This window comes from Propionivibrio sp., assembly GCF_047602565.1.
Taxonomy (GTDB): Bacteria; Pseudomonadota; Gammaproteobacteria; order Burkholderiales; family Rhodocyclaceae; genus Propionivibrio.
Window position 1 is genome coordinate 2,977,110 of the sequence record NZ_JASGGX010000001.1, and the last position, 18,133, is coordinate 2,995,242.

The following is an 18,133-nucleotide window of genomic DNA, read 5'->3' on the forward strand; positions in this document are numbered from 1 at the left end:
AGAAGCGGACTTCATGAATCCATTTCGTTTTTCGCCGTGTGCGCCGTGCCCGCCGTGGTTGAAGGTCTTTGAGTTTTTCCCATGATCACCCTCAAGGGCGTCACGCTGCGGCGCGGCGCCAAGGTTCTGCTCGATGACGCCTCGGTCGTCGTCAATCCCGGCGAGAAGGTCGGGCTGGTCGGACGCAACGGGGCGGGCAAGTCGTCGCTGTTCGCGCTGATCAACGGCAGCCTGCACGAGGACGGCGGCGAGTTCGCCATGCCGCCCGGCTGGCGCATCGCGCAGGTGGCGCAGGAGATGCCGGAGACGGCGGCCGGCGCCACCGCCTTCGTGGTGGCCGGGGATTCGGCATTGACCGCCGCCCAGGCCGAAGTCGCCGCCGCCGAGGCCGCCGGCGACGGCGAGCGCATGGCGCACGCCTACATGGCGCTGCACGACGCCGGCTCGCACGACGCCGAGGCGCGCGCGCAGGCGCTGATTCTCGGCCTTGGCTTCAAGACGACGGAACTGGAGAACCCGGTCAACAGCTTCTCCGGCGGCTGGCGCATGCGCCTGCAGCTGGCGCGCGCGCTGATGTGCCCGTCCGACCTCTTGCTGCTCGACGAGCCGACCAACCACCTCGACCTCGACGCCCTGGTCTGGCTGGAAGCCTGGCTCAAGCGCTACGCCGGCACGCTGCTCGTGATCAGCCACGACCGGGAATTCCTCGACGCCATCACCGACGTCACGCTGCACATCGAGGCCGGCCGGCTGGCGCGCTACGGCGGCAACTACAGCACCTTCGAGGAAACGCGCGCGCAGCAGCTCGAACTCCAGCAGAACGCCTACCTGCGGCAGCAGGAAAAGATCGCCCATCTGCAGCAGTTCATCGACCGCTTCAAGGCCAAGGCCACCAAGGCCCGCCAGGCGCAGAGCCGGGTCAAGGCGCTGGAGCGCATGGAACGGCTGGCGCCGGTGCTGACCAGCGCCGAATTCACCTTCGAGTTCAAGGAGCCGGCCAGCCTGCCCGACCCGATGCTGGTGCTGCGCGACGCCGACTGCGGCTACCCGCCGGCGGACGATGCGCCGCCGGGCACGCCGCCCGCGCTGATCGTGCGCAAGGCCACGCGCACGGTCACCGCCGGCCAGCGCATCGGCATCCTCGGCGCCAACGGGCAGGGCAAGTCGACGCTGGTCAAGACGATCGCGCGCGTGCTGGCGCCGCTCGGCGGCACGGTCAGCGAGGGCAAGGGGCTGGCCATCGGCTATTTCGCCCAGCAGGAACTCGACGTGCTGCGCCCGCAGGACAACCCGCTCGAACACATGACGCGGCTGGCCCGGGAGGCGCTGCCCGAGGGCGAATCGGGGCGCGAGCAGGACCTGCGCAATTTCCTCGGCTCGTTCAACTTCACCGGCGACATGGTCAAGCAGCCGGTCGGCACCATGAGCGGCGGCGAAAAGGCGCGGCTGGTGCTGGCCATGCTCGTCTGGCAGCGGCCGAACCTGCTGCTGCTCGACGAGCCGACCAACCATCTCGACCTCGCCACGCGCGAGGCGCTGGCCGTGGCGCTCAACGAGTTCGAGGGCACGCTGATGCTGGTCAGCCACGACCGCGCCTTGCTGCGCTCGGTGTGCGACGAGTTCTGGCTGGTCGCGCGCGGCGGCGTGGCGCCGTTCGACGGCGACCTGGACGACTACCAGCAGTTCCTGCTCGACGAGGCGAAGCGCGTGCGCGAGGAAGTGAAGGTCGCGCAGAAGGAGGAAAGGAACGCCGTCCAGGCGCCGCCGCCGCCGTCGGCCAACCGCAAGATCACGCCGCAGATGAAGGCGCTGAAGCGAGATCTCGGCAAGGCCGAGCAGCGCCTGGCGGAGCTGGAAACCCGGCGGGCGGATCTGGAGGCGCGTCTCGGCGGGGAACTCTCGCCCCAGGAGATCGGCGAACTCGGCCTCGAACTGCAGGCGGTCAACGACGCGCTGGCCGAGTGCGAGGAAACGTGGCTCGCCCTGTCGGAACGGATCGAGGCGGCAGACTGAGGCCGACAAAAAACCCCGCAACGAAGGCGTTGCGGGGTTTTCCCGGAGTCCGCAGCGTCACGCGCTCCGGACCCAGCGAACTCACTCCCTGCGCCGGCGCAGGGTGCCGAGTCCGGCCAGACCGAGGCCGAGCAGCGCCAGCGTCGCGGGTTCGGGCGTCTCGTTGATGGGCACGTCGTTGATCGCCACGCCGGCGATCGCGAAGGCCGTGTCGTACGCCGTGTCCAGCGCATTCGTCACGCCGAAGCCGAGGGAATACGTGCCGGCGGTAGTGAAGATGTATTCCATCTTGATCCAGTCAGTGTAGCCGCAGCCGGTACTCCAGCAGTCCCCCGAGGAACCTCCCAGCGGCGAGAAGTCCGGACCGCCGGGGATGATCGCCGTCGATGCCGGATCAAGCGTCACGCCGGACCCGAGACCGGGCAGCCCGAACCCCGGCACGGTGTTGCCGGAGGTCGTGGTGCGGGCGGTGAACAGGAACGAATCGAAGACGCTCGTGCCCTGGAACAATCCGGCCCAGGCATACTCGGTGTACTGCGCGCCGTCCGAGGTGATGTAGTTGAAGTAGAAGTTCAGCTTGTCGCCGGAATTCACCGTAAAGGTCGGCGTCTGCGCGTACGAACCGTTGGTCTCCTGCCCGGTCGCTCCGACGGGCAGCTTGCCGGCACCGGTCGGGCTGCTGGTGGTCGAAATCCACTGGTAGGAACCGAAGCCCGGGGCCAGCGTCACGTCGCCGTCGGCGGCGGTATTGGTGCCGCAATTGCCCACGCAACTCCAGCCGCTCGGCAGCGGGGCTGCCACCGCCGAGGTTCCCGTCAACGCCAATGCGACGGCGGCACTGGCGAATCCCAGGCTTGCTCCAAGTTTCTTGCTCATCATCTTCGCCTCCTCACATTTGCAGTTGACCTGCACTCAGGCCTGCCAAAGCAAATCCGGGACCATGCATCGAAAGATTTTTTTAATCATATCGTTAGGTGGTCTTTGTGGCTTCGCGTAGCCGGCCACTGTAAGAAAATTCGACGTCGCCGGCGGATACTCTTCCCGGTCTCCCGAAGCCAGGGTCGCCGCCGCGCCGGCCGGAACTCGCCTCGCCACCGGCAGTCTATCGGGAGCGCCGAATTCCAATGCCGTCGGACCAACACTGCGGAGAAAAGACACCATGAAAGGCGACAAGAAAATCATCGAAATCCTGAACGAACTGCTGGCCGGCGAGCTGACCGCCGTCGACCAGTACCTGGCCCACGGCGAGATGTACGCCAACATGGGCTTCCAGCGCCTCGCCGAGAAGGCGCTGCACGAGTCGGAGCACGAGCGCCAGCATGCGCGGGCGCTGATCCAGCGCATCCTCTTCCTCGAAGGCGCGCCCAACCTGGCCAAGCGCGAGGCGCTCCGGATCGGCGCGGAGGTGTCCGAAATGCTCAAGGCCGACCTCTCCGTCGAATACAAGGTCGTCGGCGACCTCAAGCGGGCCATCGCCGCCTGCGAGAAGGCGCAGGACTACGTTTCGCGCGACATGCTGAAGATCCAGCTCGAGGATACCGAGATGGATCACGCCTACTACCTCGAAAAACAGCTGCGCCTGATCGAGCAGGTCGGCGTGCAGAACTACAAGCAGAGCCAGATCGACGGCGCGGCGGCGGCCTGAGGGGCGGGCGATGAAAGGCGACAAGAAGGTCATCGAGGCGCTGAACGGCGTGCTCAGGAACGAGCTGACCGCGATCAACCAGTATTTCCTGCACGCGCGCATGTTCCGCAACTGGGGGCTGGAGAAGCTCAACGACTACCGCTACCGGCAGTCGATCCGGGTCATGAAGGAGGCCGACGAGCTGATCGAACGCATCCTCTTCCTGGAAGGGCTGCCCAACCTGCAGAACCTGGGGCGGCTGCTGATCGGCCAGAGCGCCGCCGAGTGCCTGGCCTGCGACCTCAAGCTCGAACGCGGCGTCAACCGGCCGGCGCTGGTCGAGGCCGTGGCCCTGGCCGAGGCGCAGCAGGACTACGTCAGCCGTGACCTGCTGGAAGACCTGCTCGAACACTGCGAGGAAGCCATCGACTGGCTGGAGACGCAGCAGGACCTGATCGAAAGCGTGACGCTGCCCAACTACCTGCAGGCGCACATGGGGCCGGACGGCGACTGAGCGCGGCGCGCGGTGCGCCGCCGGGAGATGAAATGTACGTCTGCATCTGCAAGGCGGTCAGCGAGCAGGACATCCGGGATGCGGCCGCGCGCGGCGCGCATTCGCTGAAAGACCTGCGGCGCGAACTCGGCGTCGCCAGCGAATGCGGCCAATGCGCGGAGGACGCCAAGCGCTGCCTGAAAAAGGCGCTGGAGGAATCTGGCCACGCGCATCACCACCACCATCACGGTCATCACCATCACCACAAGAAGCACTGACGGGGACGGCGCGGCGTCGTTTACCGGTCGCCGGCGACGGCGGCGAGCGCCGCTTCCAGGATGGCGAATCCTTCGTCCAGCACCGCGTCCTGGATCGTCAGCGGCAGCATCAGGCGCAGGGTGTTGCCGTAGCTGCCGCAGTTGAGCAGCAGCAGGCCGCGTTTGGCAGCCTCCGCCTTGAGCGCCTCGGCGACGTCCCTGGCCGGTTTTTTCGGATCGCCGTCGTGGCAGAACTCGACGGCGGTCATCGCGCCCAGCCCGCGCACGTCGGCGATGCAGGAGAAGCGCGCGCGCAGGGCCTCGAAGCGCGCGCGGCAGGTCTCGCCGAGCCGCGCCGCGCGTTCGGCCAGCTTTTCCTCCTCGATCACGTCGAGCACCGCCAGCGCGGCGGCCACCGCCACCGGATGCCCGGCGTAGGTGGAGCCGAGGCCGCCCGGCACGGCGGCGTCCATCACCGCCGCCTTGCCGATCACCGCGGACAGCGTCATGCCGCCGCCGAGGCCCTTGGCCAGGGTGATCACGTCGGGTTCGATGCCGGCGTGCTCGACAGCGAAGAAGCTGCCGCAGCGCGCCGCGCCGGTCTGCACCTCGTCGACGATCAGCACGATGCCGTGCCGGTCGCACAGCGCGCGCAGGCGTTGCAGGAAGTCGGCGGGCGCCGGCAGGTAGCCGCCTTCGCCCTGCACCGGCTCGACGACGATCGCGGCGACGCGGTTCGGGTCGATGTCGTTCTTGAAGATCAGTTCGATGCCGTGCAGCGCGTCGTCGACCGTGACGCCGTGCAGCGGATCGGGGAAGGGCGCGTGGAAGATTTCGCCCGGGAAGGGGCCGAAGCCCTTCTTGTACGGATCGACCTTGCCGGTCAGCGCCAGCGTCATCATGGTGCGGCCGTGGAAGGCGCCGTTGAAGGCGATGACGCCGCCGCGCCCGGTGTAGGCGCGCGCCACCTTGATGGCGTTTTCCACCGCCTCGGCGCCGGTGTTCATGAAGAAGGTCTTCTTCGGCGTCCGGCCGGGGGCCAGCGCGTTCAGGCGTTCGGCGAGACGCACGTAGGATTCGTAAGCGACCACCTGGAAGCAGGTGTGCGTGAACCGGTCGAGCTGGTCGCGCACGGCGGCCATCACGCGCGGGTGGCGGTGCCCGGTGTTGACCACCGCAATGCCGGCGCAGAAGTCGATCCAGCGGCGCCCTTCCACGTCCCAGATCTCCGCGTTCTCGGCGCGCACGGCGAACACCCCGTGCGATTGCCCGACGCCGCGCGGCAGCGCCGCCGCGCGGCGCGCCATCAGGGCGTCGTTGGTCTGGGTGTTCAGATCGGTCATGGAATTCATGGAAGCTCTCCTGTTGGGCAATAGTGAGATATGAGAATTGGTTTGAACCACAACGACACGACGGGCACAACGAAAAGCAAATGAAAGACATGCTCCGGAGGAGTTCGGTGCTGCCCGATATCGGGTTGGCGTCGTGTTCGTCGTGTCGTTGTGGTTAATTTCCTTCTTCAGATTCAATTCATCAGCGGCTCAGACCCGCGATGCAGACGTACTTGATCTCAAGGTAATCGTCGAGGCCGTGGCGCGAGCCTTCGCGGCCGAGGCCGGAGGATTTCACGCCACCGAAAGGGGCGATCTCGGTCGAGATGGCGCCGGTGTTGACGCCGACCATGCCGTATTCGAGCGCCTCGGCGACGCGGAAGATGCGGCCCACGTCGCGGGCGAAGAAGTACGATGCCAGGCCGAATTCGGTGTCGTTGGCCAGGCGCACGGCGTCTTCCTCGGTGGTGAAGCGGAACAGCGGGGCGACGGGGCCGAAGATTTCCTCGCGCGCCACGCGCATCGCGGGCGTCACGTCGGCGAGGATCGTCGGTTCGTAGAAAGTGCGTCCCAGCGCATGGCGCCTGCCGCCGCACACCACGCGCGCGCCCTTGGCACGGGCGTCGGCGACGAGTTCCTCGACCTTTGCCAACGCCGGGGCGTCGATCAGCGGGCCCTGCGTGACGCCCGGCTCGACGCCGTTGCCGACCTTCAACTCGCCGACCGCGCGGGCCAGCTTTGCGGCGAAGGCGTCGTAGACGCCGTCCTGCACCAGCAGGCGGTTGGCGCACACGCAGGTCTGCCCGGCGTTGCGGTACTTCGAGGCGATCGCGCCGGCCACGGCGGCATCGAGGTCGGCATCGTCGAAGACGATGAACGGCGCGTTGCCGCCGAGTTCCATCGACAGCTTCTTGACCGTCGGCGCGCACTGCGCGATGAGCTGCGCGCCGATCTCCGTCGAGCCGGTGAACGAGAGCTTGCGCACGCTCGGGTTGGCGCAGAGCTCGCCGCCGATGGCCGCGGCCGAGCCGGTGACGACGTTGAACACGCCGGCCGGGATACCGGCGCGCGCGGCGAGCTCGGCCAGGGCGAGCGCCGAGAACGGCGTCTGGCTGGCGGGTTTGGCGACCATCGTGCAGCCGGCGGCGAGCGCGGCGCCGGCCTTGCGCGTGATCATCGCGGCCGGGAAGTTCCACGGCGTGATCGCGGCGCACACACCGACCGGCTCGCGCGTGGCCAGGATGCGCCGGTCGGCGAGGTTGGGCGGGATGATCTCGCCGTAGGCGCGCCTGCCTTCCTCGGCGAACCATTCGAGATAGCCGGCGGCGTAGGCGATCTCGCCCTTGGCCTCGGCGAGCGGCTTGCCCTGCTCGGCGGTCATCAGCAGGCCGAGGTCGTCCTGGTGGGCCATCAGCAGGTCATGCCAGCGGCGCAGCAGCCGCGCGCGCTCGCCGGCCGTCCGGGCGCGCCAGGCGGGCAGCGCGGCCTGGGCCGCCGCGATGGCCCGGCGCGTTTCCGCGGCGCCCATCTTCGGCACCGTGCCGAGCGCTTCGCCGGTGGCCGGGTTGTGGATGGCGAGCGTCTCGCCCGAGTCCGCGTCCGGCCAGTTGCCATCGATGAGGCATTGCTGGCAGAAAATTCCGTTGTCCTTTAGATTGAGCATGTCCGGCTCCAGTGGGGTATCCGTTGAACGGGAAAATCAGCGTCCGCCGCGCAGGCGCTCGCCGCGCCGCCGCAGCCATTCCAGTGTAATCAGCATCAGGGTCGAGAGCACGGTCAGCAGCGTCGCCACGGCGGCGATGGTCGGGCTGATGTTCTCGCGGATGCCGGCGAACATCTGGCGCGGCAGCGTGCTCTGCTCGGGACCGGCGAGGAAGAGGGTGACCACCACCTCGTCGAACGAGGTGCCGAAGGCGAACAGGCCGCCCGAGACGACGCCCGGCGCGACCAGCGGCAGGGTCACCTTGAAGAAGGCGGTCAGCGGATTGGCGCCAAGGCTGGCGGCGGCGCGCACCAGGTTGAAGTCGAAGCCCTGCAGCGTCGCCGACACGGTGGTCACCACGAAGGGTACGCCGAGCGCGGCGTGCACCAGGATCAGCCCGAGGTAGCTGCCCGACAGCCCGGCCGGGGCGAACACGAGATACGTGGCGACGCCGACGATGACCACCGGCACGACCATCGGCGAGATCAGGATCGAGGTGAGCAGCGCCTTGCCGGGAAAGTCGATGCGGGTGAGGCCGACCGCCGCGGGCGTGCCGAGCAGCATGGCCAGCAGCGTGGCGAACGGCGAGACGATGCAGCTGTTGACGAAGGCCTGCCGCCACGCCGGCGAGGTGAAGAAGTCCTCGTACCAGCGCAGCGAGAAGCCGGACATCGGGTAGAGCATGAACGAGTCGGCGTTGAACGACAGCGGCGCGATGACCAGGATCGGCAGCATCAGGAACACCAGCACCAGGCCGCAGATGATGCGGAAGGCGTAGTGCCAGGCGCGTTCGAGCGGGGAAGCGTAGGCGGCGATCATGCTTTTTTCCTCTCAGCGGATCTGGGCGGCGGGGTCCTGCCGGCCGACCAGGCGCGCATAGACCATGTACAGCAGCAGGGTGGCGACGAACAGCAGCGTGGACAGCGCGGCGGCCATGCCCCAGTTGATCGTCTGGTTGGTGTAGAAGGCGACGAAGTAGCTGGCCATCTGTTCCTTGGGGCTGCCGAGCAGGGCCGGCGTGATGTAGTAGCCCATGCACAGGATGAACACCAGCAGGCCGCCGGCGCCGACGCCGGGCAGGGCCTGCGGGAAATAGACCTTCCAGAAGCTCCGGAACGGCGGGCAGCCGAGTGAGATCGCCGCGCGCACGTAGATCGGCGAGATGCCCTTCATGACGCTGTACAGCGGCAGGATCATGAACGGCAGCAGGATGTGCACCATGGCGATGTACACGCCGGTGCTGTTGAAGACGAGCTGCAGCGGCCGCTCGATGACGCCCAGCGCGCGCAGCGCCTGGTTGACCAGTCCCTCGCTCTGCAGCAGCACCAGCCAGGCGGCCACGCGCACCAGGATCGAGGTCCAGAACGGCAGCAGCACGAAGATCATCAGCACGTTGGCCACGCGCGCGGGCTGCGTGGCCATCAGGTAGGCCAGCGGGAAGCCGAGCAGCAGGCAGAGGCCGGTGACGACGGCCGACATGCCGAAGGTGCGCTTCAGGACGTCGACGTAGATGGCCTCGTCGGCGTCGGCGCGCACGATGGCGCCGGCATCGTCGTACTTGCGGTCGACCGAGGCCAGCAGGTAGCGCGCGGTGTAGGGCGAGGCGTTGCGTCCGAGGTACTGCCAGGTGGCGACCTCGCCCCAGCGCGCATCGGCGGCGACCAGCGCCGCGCGCGCCGGCTGGCCGTCCCCGGGCGGCAGCGCCCGGGCGGTCTTCATCATCAGCGAGCGGAAGCCGGGCAGTTCCATGTTCAGGCGCTTGGCGGCGCTGGCGAAGACCGGCGTGCCGCGCGTCCCGGCCATCTCGTCGGCGAATGCCGTGAAGACCGCGTCGTCCGGCAGCGATTGCCCGTCCCATTGGCGCAGCAGTTCGCTGGTCGCCGGGAAGGCGGCGACGATCTCGGGGTTGTCGACGCTGCGCTTCAGGAGCGCGGCGATCGGCCAGACGAAGGTGAACAGCAGGAAGACCACGAGCGGGAGGATCAGCGCCCCGTACTTGAGCTTCTTCATCCGCTCGGCGCGGCGCAGCCGGGTCTTCAGCGGCAGGCTGGCGCCGTCCGCGGCCGGGACGGGCAGGATGGCGGCCAACTGGCTCATATCGTGATCCTCGCTCATGAAAGTGCCTTGATCCGAAGGAAACGGGCGGGCGCGGTCAGGACAAGCGCACGCATGTCCGGCGCATCGACTCCTCCCCCTTCAAGGGGGAGGCTGGGTGGGGGATGGGGCAAGGCGCGGCTACCCCATCCCCACCCCAGCCCTCCCCTTGAAGGGGAGGGAGAGGATGTGCCCGGCCGTCATCGATCGTCGCAACTACTTCGCCGCCCAGGCGTTGAAGCGCTGCTCCAGATCCTCGCCGTGCTCGACCCAGAACTGCACGTCGCTGGCGAAGGCGCCCTTCATGTTCTGCGGCGCGGTCGGCAGCTCGGGGACGATGGCCTTGGCGACCAGCGGCGTGCCCTTGACGTTGGTCGGCCCGTAGGGAATCTCGCCGGCGAAGACGGCCTGGTTCTCCGGCTTGCTGGCCAGCGCGATGAACCTGTATGCCTCGTCCCGCTTCGGCGTGCCGACCGGGATGGCCCACGAATCGAAGTCGTAGATGTTGTTGGTCCACACCATCTTCAGGTTGGTCTTGCCTTCCTTCTGCGCCGTCGAGATGCGGCCGTTGTAGGCCGTGGTCATTACCACGTCGCCGGCGGCGAGCAGTTGCGGCGGCTGGGCGCCGGCCTCCCACCACTGGATGTGCGGCTTGATCTGGTCGAGCTTCTTGAAGGCGCGCTCGACGCCGGCTTTGGTGGCGAGCGTCTTGTAAATGTCCTCGGGCTTGACGCCGTCGGCGATCAGCGCGAATTCGAGGGTGAACTTGGCGCCCTTGCGCATGCCGCGCTTGCCGGGGAATTTCTTGACGTCCCAGAAATCGGCCCAGGACGTCGGCGCGGTCTTCAGCGCGTCCGAGTTGTAGGCGAGTACCGTTGACCACACGAAGATGCCGATGCCGCATTCGGACACGGCGGCGGGAACGAAGTCGCCTTTCGGCCCGATCCTGCTCATGTCGAGCTTTTCGTAGATGCCTTCCTCGCAGCCGCGGGCGAGCTCGGGCGACTCGACCTCGACCACGTCCCAGGAAACGTTCTTGGCTTCGACCATGGCCTTGATCTTGGCCTGCTCGCCGTTGTACTCGCCGGGAACGACCTTGCCGCCGGCCTTGGCGAAGGGCTCGTAGAACGCCTTGACCTGCGCCTTCTGGTTGGTGCCGCCGAACGAGATGACGGTGACGTCGGCGCTGGCCGCGCCCGCCAGAAGACTCATGGCGGCGAAGGCGGCGGCGATCGGGCCTGCATGCGGAAGAGCGTGTTTCATCTGTTTCTCCTGAGTGGATGGATTGCGGGCTGCGGGGTTGAAAAACACGGGTGGAAAAAAAGAGCGGTTCACGCGCCGGCCGACGGACCGAGCGCGCGCAGCTGCTCGGGGTTGATGCCGACGTGGATCGCGTCGCCCAGGTCGAAACGGTGCTTGTGCTGCGCCGCCGGCGCCTTGACGATGAGCTCGCGGCGTCCGGCCAGCTCGACGCGCACGCGCAGGTGGTCGCCCAGGTAGATGACCTCGCGCACGTAGCCGCCCAGCCGGTTGGCGCAGCCGAGCGACTGGACGTTCAGCTGGACGCACTCGGGGCGGACCGAGAGGACGGCGCGGTCGCCGCGCTTGACCGGCGCGCCGCAGCTCGCCTGCACGCGCGAACCGTTGTCCAGCCGGACCTGGCAGGTTTCGCCATGCACCGACTCGACGCAGCCGTCGAGCGCGTTGTTCTCGCCGATGAAGTTGGCCACGAAATCGTTGGCCGGCTTCTCGTAGAGCGCCATCGGGTCGTCGATCTGCTGGATGACGCCGTGGTTGAACACGGCGATGCGGTCGGACAGGGTCAGCGCCTCGCCCTGATCGTGGGTGACGAAGACGATGGTCACGCCCAGCTCCTGGTGGATGTGCTTCAGCTCGATCTGCATGTGCTCGCGCAGCTGCTTGTCGAGCGCGCCGAGCGGCTCGTCCATCAGCACCAGCTCCGGGTCGAAGACCAGCGCGCGGGCCAGCGCCACGCGCTGCTGCTGGCCGCCCGACATCTGCTGCGGATAGCGGTCGCCGAAGCCGCCGAGCCGGACCATGTCCAGCGCGCGCGCCACCTTCCCGTCGATCTCGGCGGCGGGCAGCCTGCGGATGGCGAGCGGGAAGCGCAGGTTCTCGCGCACCGTCATGTGCGGGAACAGCGCGTAGTTCTGGAAGACCATGCCGATGTTGCGCTTGTGCGGCGGCACGCTGTTGATCACCCGGCCGGCGAGCCGGATCTCGCCGCCGGTCGGCGTCTCGAAGCCGGCCAGCATCATCAGGCAGGTGGTCTTGCCCGATCCCGACGGGCCGAGCAGCGTCAGGAACTCGCCGCGCCGCACGTCGAGATTCAGGTCGCGCACGATCAGGTTCTCGCCGTCGTAGGTCTTCTGCACCTTGCGGAAGGTCACGTGCGGCGTGGCGTCGGTCGGTGTGGCGCGGGTCGTCATGATGGGCTCCTTCTGCCGCCGGAGAATGTGTTTTTCTCGGCGTCGGGTTGATCATAGGTCGTCCATTGGTCAAAATGAGAACCAATTTTTTTGACTTTGGTGGGACCAATCCATGGAACCGCACCTGATCGTCGAACTGGTCATGCAATATCTGGACCGCCAGCCGGCCTCGGACAAACTGCGCATCCGCCTGTACATGGCGCTGCGCCAGGCCATCCTCGACCGGGCGCTGGCGCCGGGCGTCCGGCTGCCGCCGACGCGCGCGCTGGCGGCCGACCTGGGCTTCGGGCGCAACACCGTGGTGCGTGCCTACGAGCAACTGCTGGTCGAGGGCTACCTCACCGGGCGCGTGGGCGACGGCACCTACGTTTCCGACGTGGTGGACGCGGCCGGCAAGCCGGCCGCGCCGAGGCGGCTGATCGGCACCCGGCGCGAAGGGTTGTCGCGGCGCGGCACCGCGGTGGTCAACAGCGCGGCCAGCAGCGTGATCCAGAATGGTGCGTTCATGCCCGGCGTGCCCGATGTCGAACTCTTTCCCTTCGGCCTGTGGCGCCGCCTGCTGGCGAAATACCTGCACGCCGGGCAGGCCCGCCTGCTGCACTACTCGCACCTCGGTTACGGGCCGCTCAAGGTGGCGCTGGCCGGCTACCTGCGGGTGACGCGCATGATGGTCGTCGATCCGAAGCAGATCGTGGTGGTCAACGGCTCGCACCAGGCCTTCGACCTGTGCGCGCGCATGCTCGCCGACCACGGCGACGGCGTCTGGGTCGAGGAACCGGGCTACTGGGGCGCGCGCAACGTGTTCGCAGCCGCCGGCCTCGCCATCCGGCCGATCCCGCTCGACGCCAGGGGGTTGGCGCCGGCGCCGGACGACTGGGCGGCGCCGCCGCGCCTGATCTTCACCTCGCCGTCGAGCCAGTACCCGACCGGCGTGGTGATGACGCTCGACCGCCGGCTGGAACTGCTCGAACGCGCCTTCGAGTCCGGCGCCTGGATCATCGAGGACGATTACGACAACGAGCTGCGCTACGACGAGCGGCCGGTGGCCTCGCTGTTCGGACTATGCCGCCGGCAGCGCGTGATCTACCTGGGCACGCTGAGCAAGGTCATGTTCCCCGGCATCCGCCTGGCCTACATGGTGCTGCCCGAGGACCTGGTCGACGCCTTCGTCATCGGCAACTCCGAGCTCTACCGGGGCGGGCGCATGACCGAACAGGCGGCGCTCGCCGAATTCATCGACGACGGCCATTTCACCGCGCACATCAAGCGCATGCGCGGCATCTACCGGGCGCGCCGCGACATCCTGCGCGGCGAGATGGAAGCGCGCCTCGGCGGCGCCGTCGGCGTCTCGGGCGGGCATGCGGGCCTGCAACTGCTCTTCCGCTTCAACGCGCCGGTCGACGACGCGCAGATCGCCGCGCAGGCGCTCGCCGAAGGCGTCGTCACGCGGCCGCTGAGCACCTACTACGCCGACCCGCGCAACGGTAGCCCCGGCCTCAACCTCGGCTTCGCCGCCGTGCCGGAAAAGGCCATCGCGCCCGCCGTCGCCACGCTGACCCGCGTGATCGAACGGCATTGGGGCGGAAGCTCATGATCAAATACTGGCGGCACGCTGCATGCGGCTCGTTATGTGCGAGACAAGACAATAATGTGCCGGTCCGAACAAAACCGTCGAACCGCTTTTTGGCCGAAAGTGCCTGAAATCCGTCGGATTCCCCCTTCGGACGTATCGGAACGTTATTTGCTTTTGTATATAACGCAGTGATCGGCCTGCCGCGTGTGCCGGCGATCGCGCATGGGATGCGCCGGAACGTGCCTGCCTCCGGGCCGTCGTTTCCGGGCAGGAGAACGACGATGCAAGCGACCAGTCAGCCAATCGCGGGTCCGTATCCGCGCTTTTGCGAGATCGATCTTGGAGAATGCCGGACCGATCTCATTCCCCTGCTCAACGAAATGAGCGAACTCGCCGGCGGCAGCGGCGAACTCGGCCAGCTCCTGAGGATCCTGCTGCGCATCATGCAGCGGCACATGAAAGTGATCCGCGGCATGGTCAACCTGTACGACCCGACGACGGGGAAGATCTTCATCCACCGGAGCCTCGGGCTGAGCGAGGAGGAACAGGCCAAGGGGGTGTATCTGCTCGGCGAAGGCGTCACCGGCAAGGTGGTGGAAAGCGGCGAGGCGATCGTCGTTCCCCGCATCGGGGACGAGCCGGATTTCCTCAACCGCACCGGAAGCCGCGGCGCCGGTCCGGCCGACACGCAGCGCTCCTTTCTCTGCGTGCCGATCAAGCGCGGCCGGAAGGTCATGGGAACGATCAGCGCCGAGCGCCTGTACGACAATCCGCGCCTGCTCGAACTCGACCTCAAGATCCTGTCCGTGCTGGCCGCCATGACCGCGCAGGCCGCCGAACTCTACCTCGTCGAGCATCAGCTCACCCAGGAGCTTGAGGACGAGAACCTGCGCCTGCGCAAGGCGCTCAGGGAAAAATTCCGGCCGACCAACATCATCGGCAATGCCAAGCCCATGCTTGAGGTGTACAAGCTGATCGAACGGGTCACCCGCTCCAAGACGACGGTGCTCATTCTCGGCGAGAGCGGCGTGGGCAAGGAGCTGGTGGCCAGCGCCATCCATTTCAACAGCCCATGGGCGAACGGTCCCTTCGTCAAGTTCAATTGCGCCTCGCTGCCGGAAAGCGTCATCGAAAGCGAACTCTTCGGCCACGAAAAAGGCGCCTTCACCGGGGCGACGGCCCAGCGCCGGGGACGCTTCGAAGAAGCGGACGGCGGCACCATCTTCCTCGACGAGGTCGGCGAGATGTCCTTGCCGATGCAGGCCAAGCTGCTGCGCGTATTGCAGGAGAGAAGCTTCGAGCGCGTCGGCGGCAATGCGCCGATCCACGTGGACATCCGCATCCTGGCCGCCACCAACCGCAACCTGGCGGAGATGGTGGAGAAGGGGAGCTTCCGCGAGGATCTGTACTACCGTCTGCACGTCTTTCCGATCACCATTCCGCCGCTGCGCGACCGCGGCAACGACGTCATCGCGCTGGCCGACCACTTCGTCGCCAAGTTCTCGCGCGAAATGGAAGTTCCGGTCGAGCGCATCTCGACGCCGGCGATCAGCATGCTGTTGTGCTACCACTGGCCGGGCAACGTGCGCGAACTGGAGAACGTCATCGAGCGCGCCATGCTGCTTGCCGAGGACGGCGCGATCCACGGCTACCACCTGCCGGCATCGCTGCAGATGCCGGTCGTCGAGGCCGCCGCCTCCGGCGGCAGCCTCGACGCCAGGCTGGCCGCCGTCGAATACGAAATGATCGTCGACGCCCTGAAGGCCAATCACGGCAACATGACGGTCGCCGCCGCACAACTCGGTCTGACGCGGCGCATCCTCGGCCTGCGCATGGATCGCTACAAGCTGGCGTACAAGGATTTCCGCTGACCCCGCGCCGGCTGTACGGGTAGGAACTAATCCCGACAAAGCGTTCGCGCGCGAACTGCGCGGACGTGCAAAATCTCCTGCGATTTTGCCGGCTTATTCGTGAAATCAACGGGTTGTGCAAGTGGCACGCTTTCTGCAAAGAGACGGACGAGTTCGTAGCATTCCGTGAATGCCGTCTGCGTCCGCGGGCGTTCCGATGCGTCGAATGGCAAGTCGTCCGGGCGCCGCAAAGCCCGGCGTCCGTTTCGAAAGACAGGAGACCAGCATGACACGCAAGATTGCAATCTACGGCAAGGGCGGCATCGGCAAGTCGACCACCACGCAGAACACGGCGGCGGCGATGGCCTATTTCCATGACCAGAAGGTGTTCATCCACGGCTGCGATCCCAAGGCCGACTCGACGCGCCTGATCCTCGGCGGCAAGCCGCAGGAGACGCTGATGGACGTGCTGCGCGACAAAGGCGCGGAAAAGGTCACCAACGACATGGTGATCAAGGTGGGTTTCAAGGACATCCGCTGCGTCGAATCCGGCGGACCGGAACCGGGCGTGGGCTGCGCCGGCCGCGGCGTCATCACCGCCATCGACCTGATGGAGGGCAACGGCGCCTATACCGAGGATCTCGATTTCGTTTTCTTCGACGTGCTCGGCGACGTGGTCTGCGGCGGCTTCGCCATGCCGATCCGCGACGGCAAGGCGCAGGAGGTATACATCGTCGCCTCCGGCGAGATGATGGCCATCTACGCCGCCAACAACATCTGCAAGGGCCTGGTGAAGTACGCCAAACAGAGCGGCGTGCGCCTGGGCGGCATCATCTGCAACAGCCGCAAGGTGGACGGCGAGAAGGAGTTCCTTGAGGAGTTCACCGCCGCCATCGGCACCAAGATGATCCATTTCGTGCCGCGCGACAACATCGTGCAGAAAGCCGAGTTCAACAAGAAAACCGTGACCGAATTCAGCCCCGGCGAGAACCAGGCGCTCGAATACAGCGAGCTGGGGCGCAAGATCATCGAGAACGAGGACTTCGTGATTCCCCGGCCGCTGACCATGGACCAGCTCGAATCCATGGTGGTCAAGTACGGCCTCGTCAACTGAGCGGGCGGCCGGGCCGATTGCCGCGCTCCACCTCCGGAGAATCCATATGCCATACCATGAGTTCGAATGCAGCAAGGTCATCCCCGAGCGCAAGAAGCACGCGGTGACCAAGGGCCAGGGCGAAAACCTCACGTCCTGTCTGCCGCTGGGCTACCTGAACACCATTCCGGGCTCGATCTCGGAGCGCGGCTGCGCCTACTGCGGCGCCAAGCACGTGATCGGCACGCCGATGAAGGACGTGATCCACATCAGCCACGGTCCGGTCGGCTGCACCTACGACACCTGGCAGACCAAGCGCTACATCAGCGACAACGACAACTTCCAGTTGAAGTACACCTTCGCCACCGACGTCAAGGAGAAGCACATCGTCTTCGGCGCCGAGAAGCTCCTGAAGCAGAACATCAAGGAAGCCTTCAAGGCCTTCCCCGACACCAAGCGCATGACCATCTACCAGACCTGCGCGACGGCGCTGATCGGCGACGACATCGACGCCATCGCGCAGGAGGTGATGGACGAAATGCCGGAGGTGGACATCTTCGTCTGCAACTCGCCGGGCTTCGCCGGCCCGAGCCAGTCGGGCGGCCACCACAAGATCAACATCGCCTGGATCAACCAGAAGGTCGGCACGCTGGAGCCGGAGATCACCAGCGACTACGTGATCAACTACGTCGGCGAGTACAACATCCAGGGCGACCAGGAGGTGATGCTCGATTTCTTCAAGCGCATGGGCATCCAGGTGCTGTCGACCTTCACCGGCAACGGCAAGTACGACGACCTGCGCGGCATGCACCGCGCCCATCTCAACGTGCTCGAATGCGCGCGTTCGGCCGAGTACATCTGCGACGAGCTGCGCGAGCGCTACGGCATTCCGCGGCTGGACATCGACGGTTTCGGCTTCAAGGCGCTGGGCGACTCGCTGCGCAAGATCGGCCTGTTCTTCGGCATCGAGGAGCGCGCCGAGAAAATCATCGAAGAGGAAACGGCCCGCTGGAAACCGGAACTCGACTGGTACAAGGCGCGCCTGCAGGGCAAGAAGGTCTGCCTCTGGCCGGGCGGCTCCAAGCTGTGGCACTGGGCCAACGCCATCCAGGAGGAAATGGGCGTCAAGGTGGTGTCGGTCTACACCAAATTCGGCCACCAGGGCGACATGGAGAAGGGCGTGGCGCGCTGCGGCGAGGGCGCGCTGGCAATCGACGACCCGAACGAGCTGGAGGGCCTCGAAGCGCTGGAAATGCTCAAGCCCGACGTGATCTTCACCGGCAAGCGGCCGGGCGAAGTGGCGAAGAAGGTCAACGTGCCTTATCTCAACGCGCACGGCTACCACAACGGGCCGTACAAGGGCTTCGAGGGCTGGGTGCGTTTTGCGCGCGACATCTACAACGCCGTCTATTCGCCGATCCACCGCCTCGCCCTGCTCGACATCAGCAAGGACGAGATTCCCGCCGGCCAGGGTTTCGTCACGCGCCGCATGCTTTCCGACCAGGACTTGCCCGAAAACGTCGCTTCCTCGACGGATACGCGGCCATACACCGGCAAATTCGACAGCGTCAGCTACCTGCGCCAGAAGACCTACCCGGTTTTCGAGCGCGCCACGGAGCCGGACGCCGAAGCCCGCGTCGTCAACGGCTGAGG

General features: G+C 66.7%; 15 protein-coding genes. 8 read left to right on the forward strand and 7 right to left on the reverse strand.

Features of this window, described 5'->3' with window-relative positions; all coding sequences use genetic code 11:
* The first annotated feature begins 81 nt into the window (after positions 1–81).
* Positions 82–2,013, forward strand: coding sequence for an ABC-F family ATP-binding cassette domain-containing protein (locus tag QM701_RS13985; protein WP_415167657.1), 1,932 nt, complete (start codon positions 82–84; stop codon positions 2,011–2,013).
* A gap of 81 nt (positions 2,014–2,094) precedes the next feature.
* Here QM701_RS13985 and QM701_RS13990 read toward each other — a convergent pair whose 3' ends face one another.
* A complete protein-coding gene (locus QM701_RS13990) occupies positions 2,095–2,889 on the reverse strand; it encodes an NF038132 family protein (protein ID WP_415167658.1) in 795 nt (264 codons plus the stop codon).
* Between the two features lie 283 nt (positions 2,890–3,172).
* On the opposite strand from QM701_RS13990, the gene bfr (QM701_RS13995) reads away from it, so the two are divergent.
* From bfr (QM701_RS13995) to QM701_RS14005, 3 genes are read left to right on the forward strand one after another with little or no spacing between them, the layout of a single operon-like run.
* Positions 3,173–3,658 carry a bacterioferritin gene (bfr, locus tag QM701_RS13995; RefSeq protein ID WP_415167659.1) on the forward strand — a complete coding sequence of 162 codons (486 nt, stop codon included), beginning with the start codon at positions 3,173–3,175 and terminating at the stop codon, positions 3,656–3,658.
* A 10-nt stretch (positions 3,659–3,668) separates the two neighbouring features.
* Complete coding sequence (bfr, locus tag QM701_RS14000; RefSeq protein ID WP_415167660.1) at positions 3,669–4,151, forward strand: bacterioferritin; 483 nt, start codon at positions 3,669–3,671, stop codon at positions 4,149–4,151.
* A gap of 32 nt (positions 4,152–4,183) precedes the next feature.
* Positions 4,184–4,408, forward strand: a complete 225-nt coding sequence (locus QM701_RS14005) for a (2Fe-2S)-binding protein (RefSeq protein ID WP_415167661.1) — start codon at positions 4,184–4,186, stop codon at positions 4,406–4,408.
* A gap of 20 nt (positions 4,409–4,428) precedes the next feature.
* Here the strand turns inward: QM701_RS14005 and gabT are convergent, their stop codons facing one another.
* From gabT to QM701_RS14035, 6 genes are all read right to left on the reverse strand, one after another.
* Complete coding sequence (gene gabT / locus QM701_RS14010) at positions 4,429–5,739, reverse strand: 4-aminobutyrate--2-oxoglutarate transaminase (RefSeq protein WP_415167662.1); 1,311 nt, start codon at positions 5,737–5,739, stop codon at positions 4,429–4,431.
* Positions 5,740–5,920: 181 nt separating this feature from the next.
* Positions 5,921–7,381: an NADP-dependent succinate-semialdehyde dehydrogenase gene (gabD, locus tag QM701_RS14015; protein ID WP_415167663.1), complete on the reverse strand. Its 1,461-nt coding sequence runs from the start codon at positions 7,379–7,381 to the stop codon at positions 5,921–5,923.
* A gap of 36 nt (positions 7,382–7,417) precedes the next feature.
* Positions 7,418–8,239 (reverse strand): ABC transporter permease, encoded by an 822-nt coding sequence (locus QM701_RS14020; protein ID WP_415167664.1) that lies wholly within the window; start codon positions 8,237–8,239, stop codon positions 7,418–7,420.
* A gap of 12 nt (positions 8,240–8,251) precedes the next feature.
* A complete protein-coding gene (locus QM701_RS14025; RefSeq protein ID WP_415167665.1) occupies positions 8,252–9,517 on the reverse strand; it encodes an ABC transporter permease in 1,266 nt (421 codons plus the stop codon).
* Positions 9,518–9,730: 213 nt separating this feature from the next.
* Positions 9,731–10,777, reverse strand: coding sequence for an ABC transporter substrate-binding protein (locus QM701_RS14030; RefSeq protein WP_415167666.1), 1,047 nt, complete (start codon positions 10,775–10,777; stop codon positions 9,731–9,733).
* A 68-nt stretch (positions 10,778–10,845) separates the two neighbouring features.
* Complete coding sequence (locus QM701_RS14035; protein ID WP_415167667.1) at positions 10,846–11,964, reverse strand: ABC transporter ATP-binding protein; 1,119 nt, start codon at positions 11,962–11,964, stop codon at positions 10,846–10,848.
* A gap of 112 nt (positions 11,965–12,076) precedes the next feature.
* Between QM701_RS14035 and QM701_RS14040 the strand changes: the two genes are divergently transcribed.
* The 4 genes from QM701_RS14040 to anfD all read left to right on the forward strand — a co-directional run bounded on the left by QM701_RS14040 (position 12,077) and on the right by anfD (position 18,131).
* Positions 12,077–13,558, forward strand: coding sequence for a PLP-dependent aminotransferase family protein (locus QM701_RS14040; protein ID WP_415167668.1), 1,482 nt, complete (start codon positions 12,077–12,079; stop codon positions 13,556–13,558).
* 260 nt (positions 13,559–13,818) lie between these two features.
* Entirely contained in the window at positions 13,819–15,408 is a 1,590-nt protein-coding gene (locus tag QM701_RS14045; RefSeq protein WP_415167669.1) for a sigma 54-interacting transcriptional regulator, read from the forward strand.
* 265 nt (positions 15,409–15,673) lie between these two features.
* A complete protein-coding gene (nifH, locus tag QM701_RS14050; protein ID WP_415167670.1) occupies positions 15,674–16,501 on the forward strand; it encodes a nitrogenase iron protein in 828 nt (275 codons plus the stop codon).
* Positions 16,502–16,547: 46 nt separating this feature from the next.
* Entirely contained in the window at positions 16,548–18,131 is a 1,584-nt protein-coding gene (anfD, locus tag QM701_RS14055; protein ID WP_415167671.1) for a nitrogenase iron-iron protein, alpha chain, read from the forward strand.
* The last annotated feature ends 2 nt before the right edge of the window (positions 18,132–18,133 follow it).

What these genes read in the sequence shown, in the direction of transcription:
- bfr (WP_415167659.1), top strand. Translation starts at nt 3,173, where the DNA reads ATGAAAGGCGACAAGAAAATCATCGAAATCCTGAACGAACTGCTGGCC.
- gabT (WP_415167662.1), bottom strand. Translation starts at nt 5,739, where the DNA reads ATGAATTCCATGACCGATCTGAACACCCAGACCAACGACGCCCTGATG.
- bfr (WP_415167660.1), top strand. Translation starts at nt 3,669, where the DNA reads ATGAAAGGCGACAAGAAGGTCATCGAGGCGCTGAACGGCGTGCTCAGG.
- gabD (WP_415167663.1), bottom strand. Translation starts at nt 7,381, where the DNA reads ATGCTCAATCTAAAGGACAACGGAATTTTCTGCCAGCAATGCCTCATC.
- QM701_RS14030 (WP_415167666.1), bottom strand. Translation starts at nt 10,777, where the DNA reads ATGAAACACGCTCTTCCGCATGCAGGCCCGATCGCCGCCGCCTTCGCC.
- QM701_RS14045 (WP_415167669.1), top strand. Translation starts at nt 13,819, where the DNA reads ATGCAAGCGACCAGTCAGCCAATCGCGGGTCCGTATCCGCGCTTTTGC.
- QM701_RS13990 (WP_415167658.1), bottom strand. Translation starts at nt 2,889, where the DNA reads ATGAGCAAGAAACTTGGAGCAAGCCTGGGATTCGCCAGTGCCGCCGTC.
- QM701_RS14035 (WP_415167667.1), bottom strand. Translation starts at nt 11,964, where the DNA reads ATGACGACCCGCGCCACACCGACCGACGCCACGCCGCACGTGACCTTC.
- nifH (WP_415167670.1), top strand. Translation starts at nt 15,674, where the DNA reads ATGACACGCAAGATTGCAATCTACGGCAAGGGCGGCATCGGCAAGTCG.
- QM701_RS14020 (WP_415167664.1), bottom strand. Translation starts at nt 8,239, where the DNA reads ATGATCGCCGCCTACGCTTCCCCGCTCGAACGCGCCTGGCACTACGCC.
- anfD (WP_415167671.1), top strand. Translation starts at nt 16,548, where the DNA reads ATGCCATACCATGAGTTCGAATGCAGCAAGGTCATCCCCGAGCGCAAG.
- QM701_RS14025 (WP_415167665.1), bottom strand. Translation starts at nt 9,517, where the DNA reads ATGAGCCAGTTGGCCGCCATCCTGCCCGTCCCGGCCGCGGACGGCGCC.
- QM701_RS14005 (WP_415167661.1), top strand. Translation starts at nt 4,184, where the DNA reads ATGTACGTCTGCATCTGCAAGGCGGTCAGCGAGCAGGACATCCGGGAT.
- QM701_RS14040 (WP_415167668.1), top strand. Translation starts at nt 12,077, where the DNA reads ATGGAACCGCACCTGATCGTCGAACTGGTCATGCAATATCTGGACCGC.
- QM701_RS13985 (WP_415167657.1), top strand. Translation starts at nt 82, where the DNA reads ATGATCACCCTCAAGGGCGTCACGCTGCGGCGCGGCGCCAAGGTTCTG.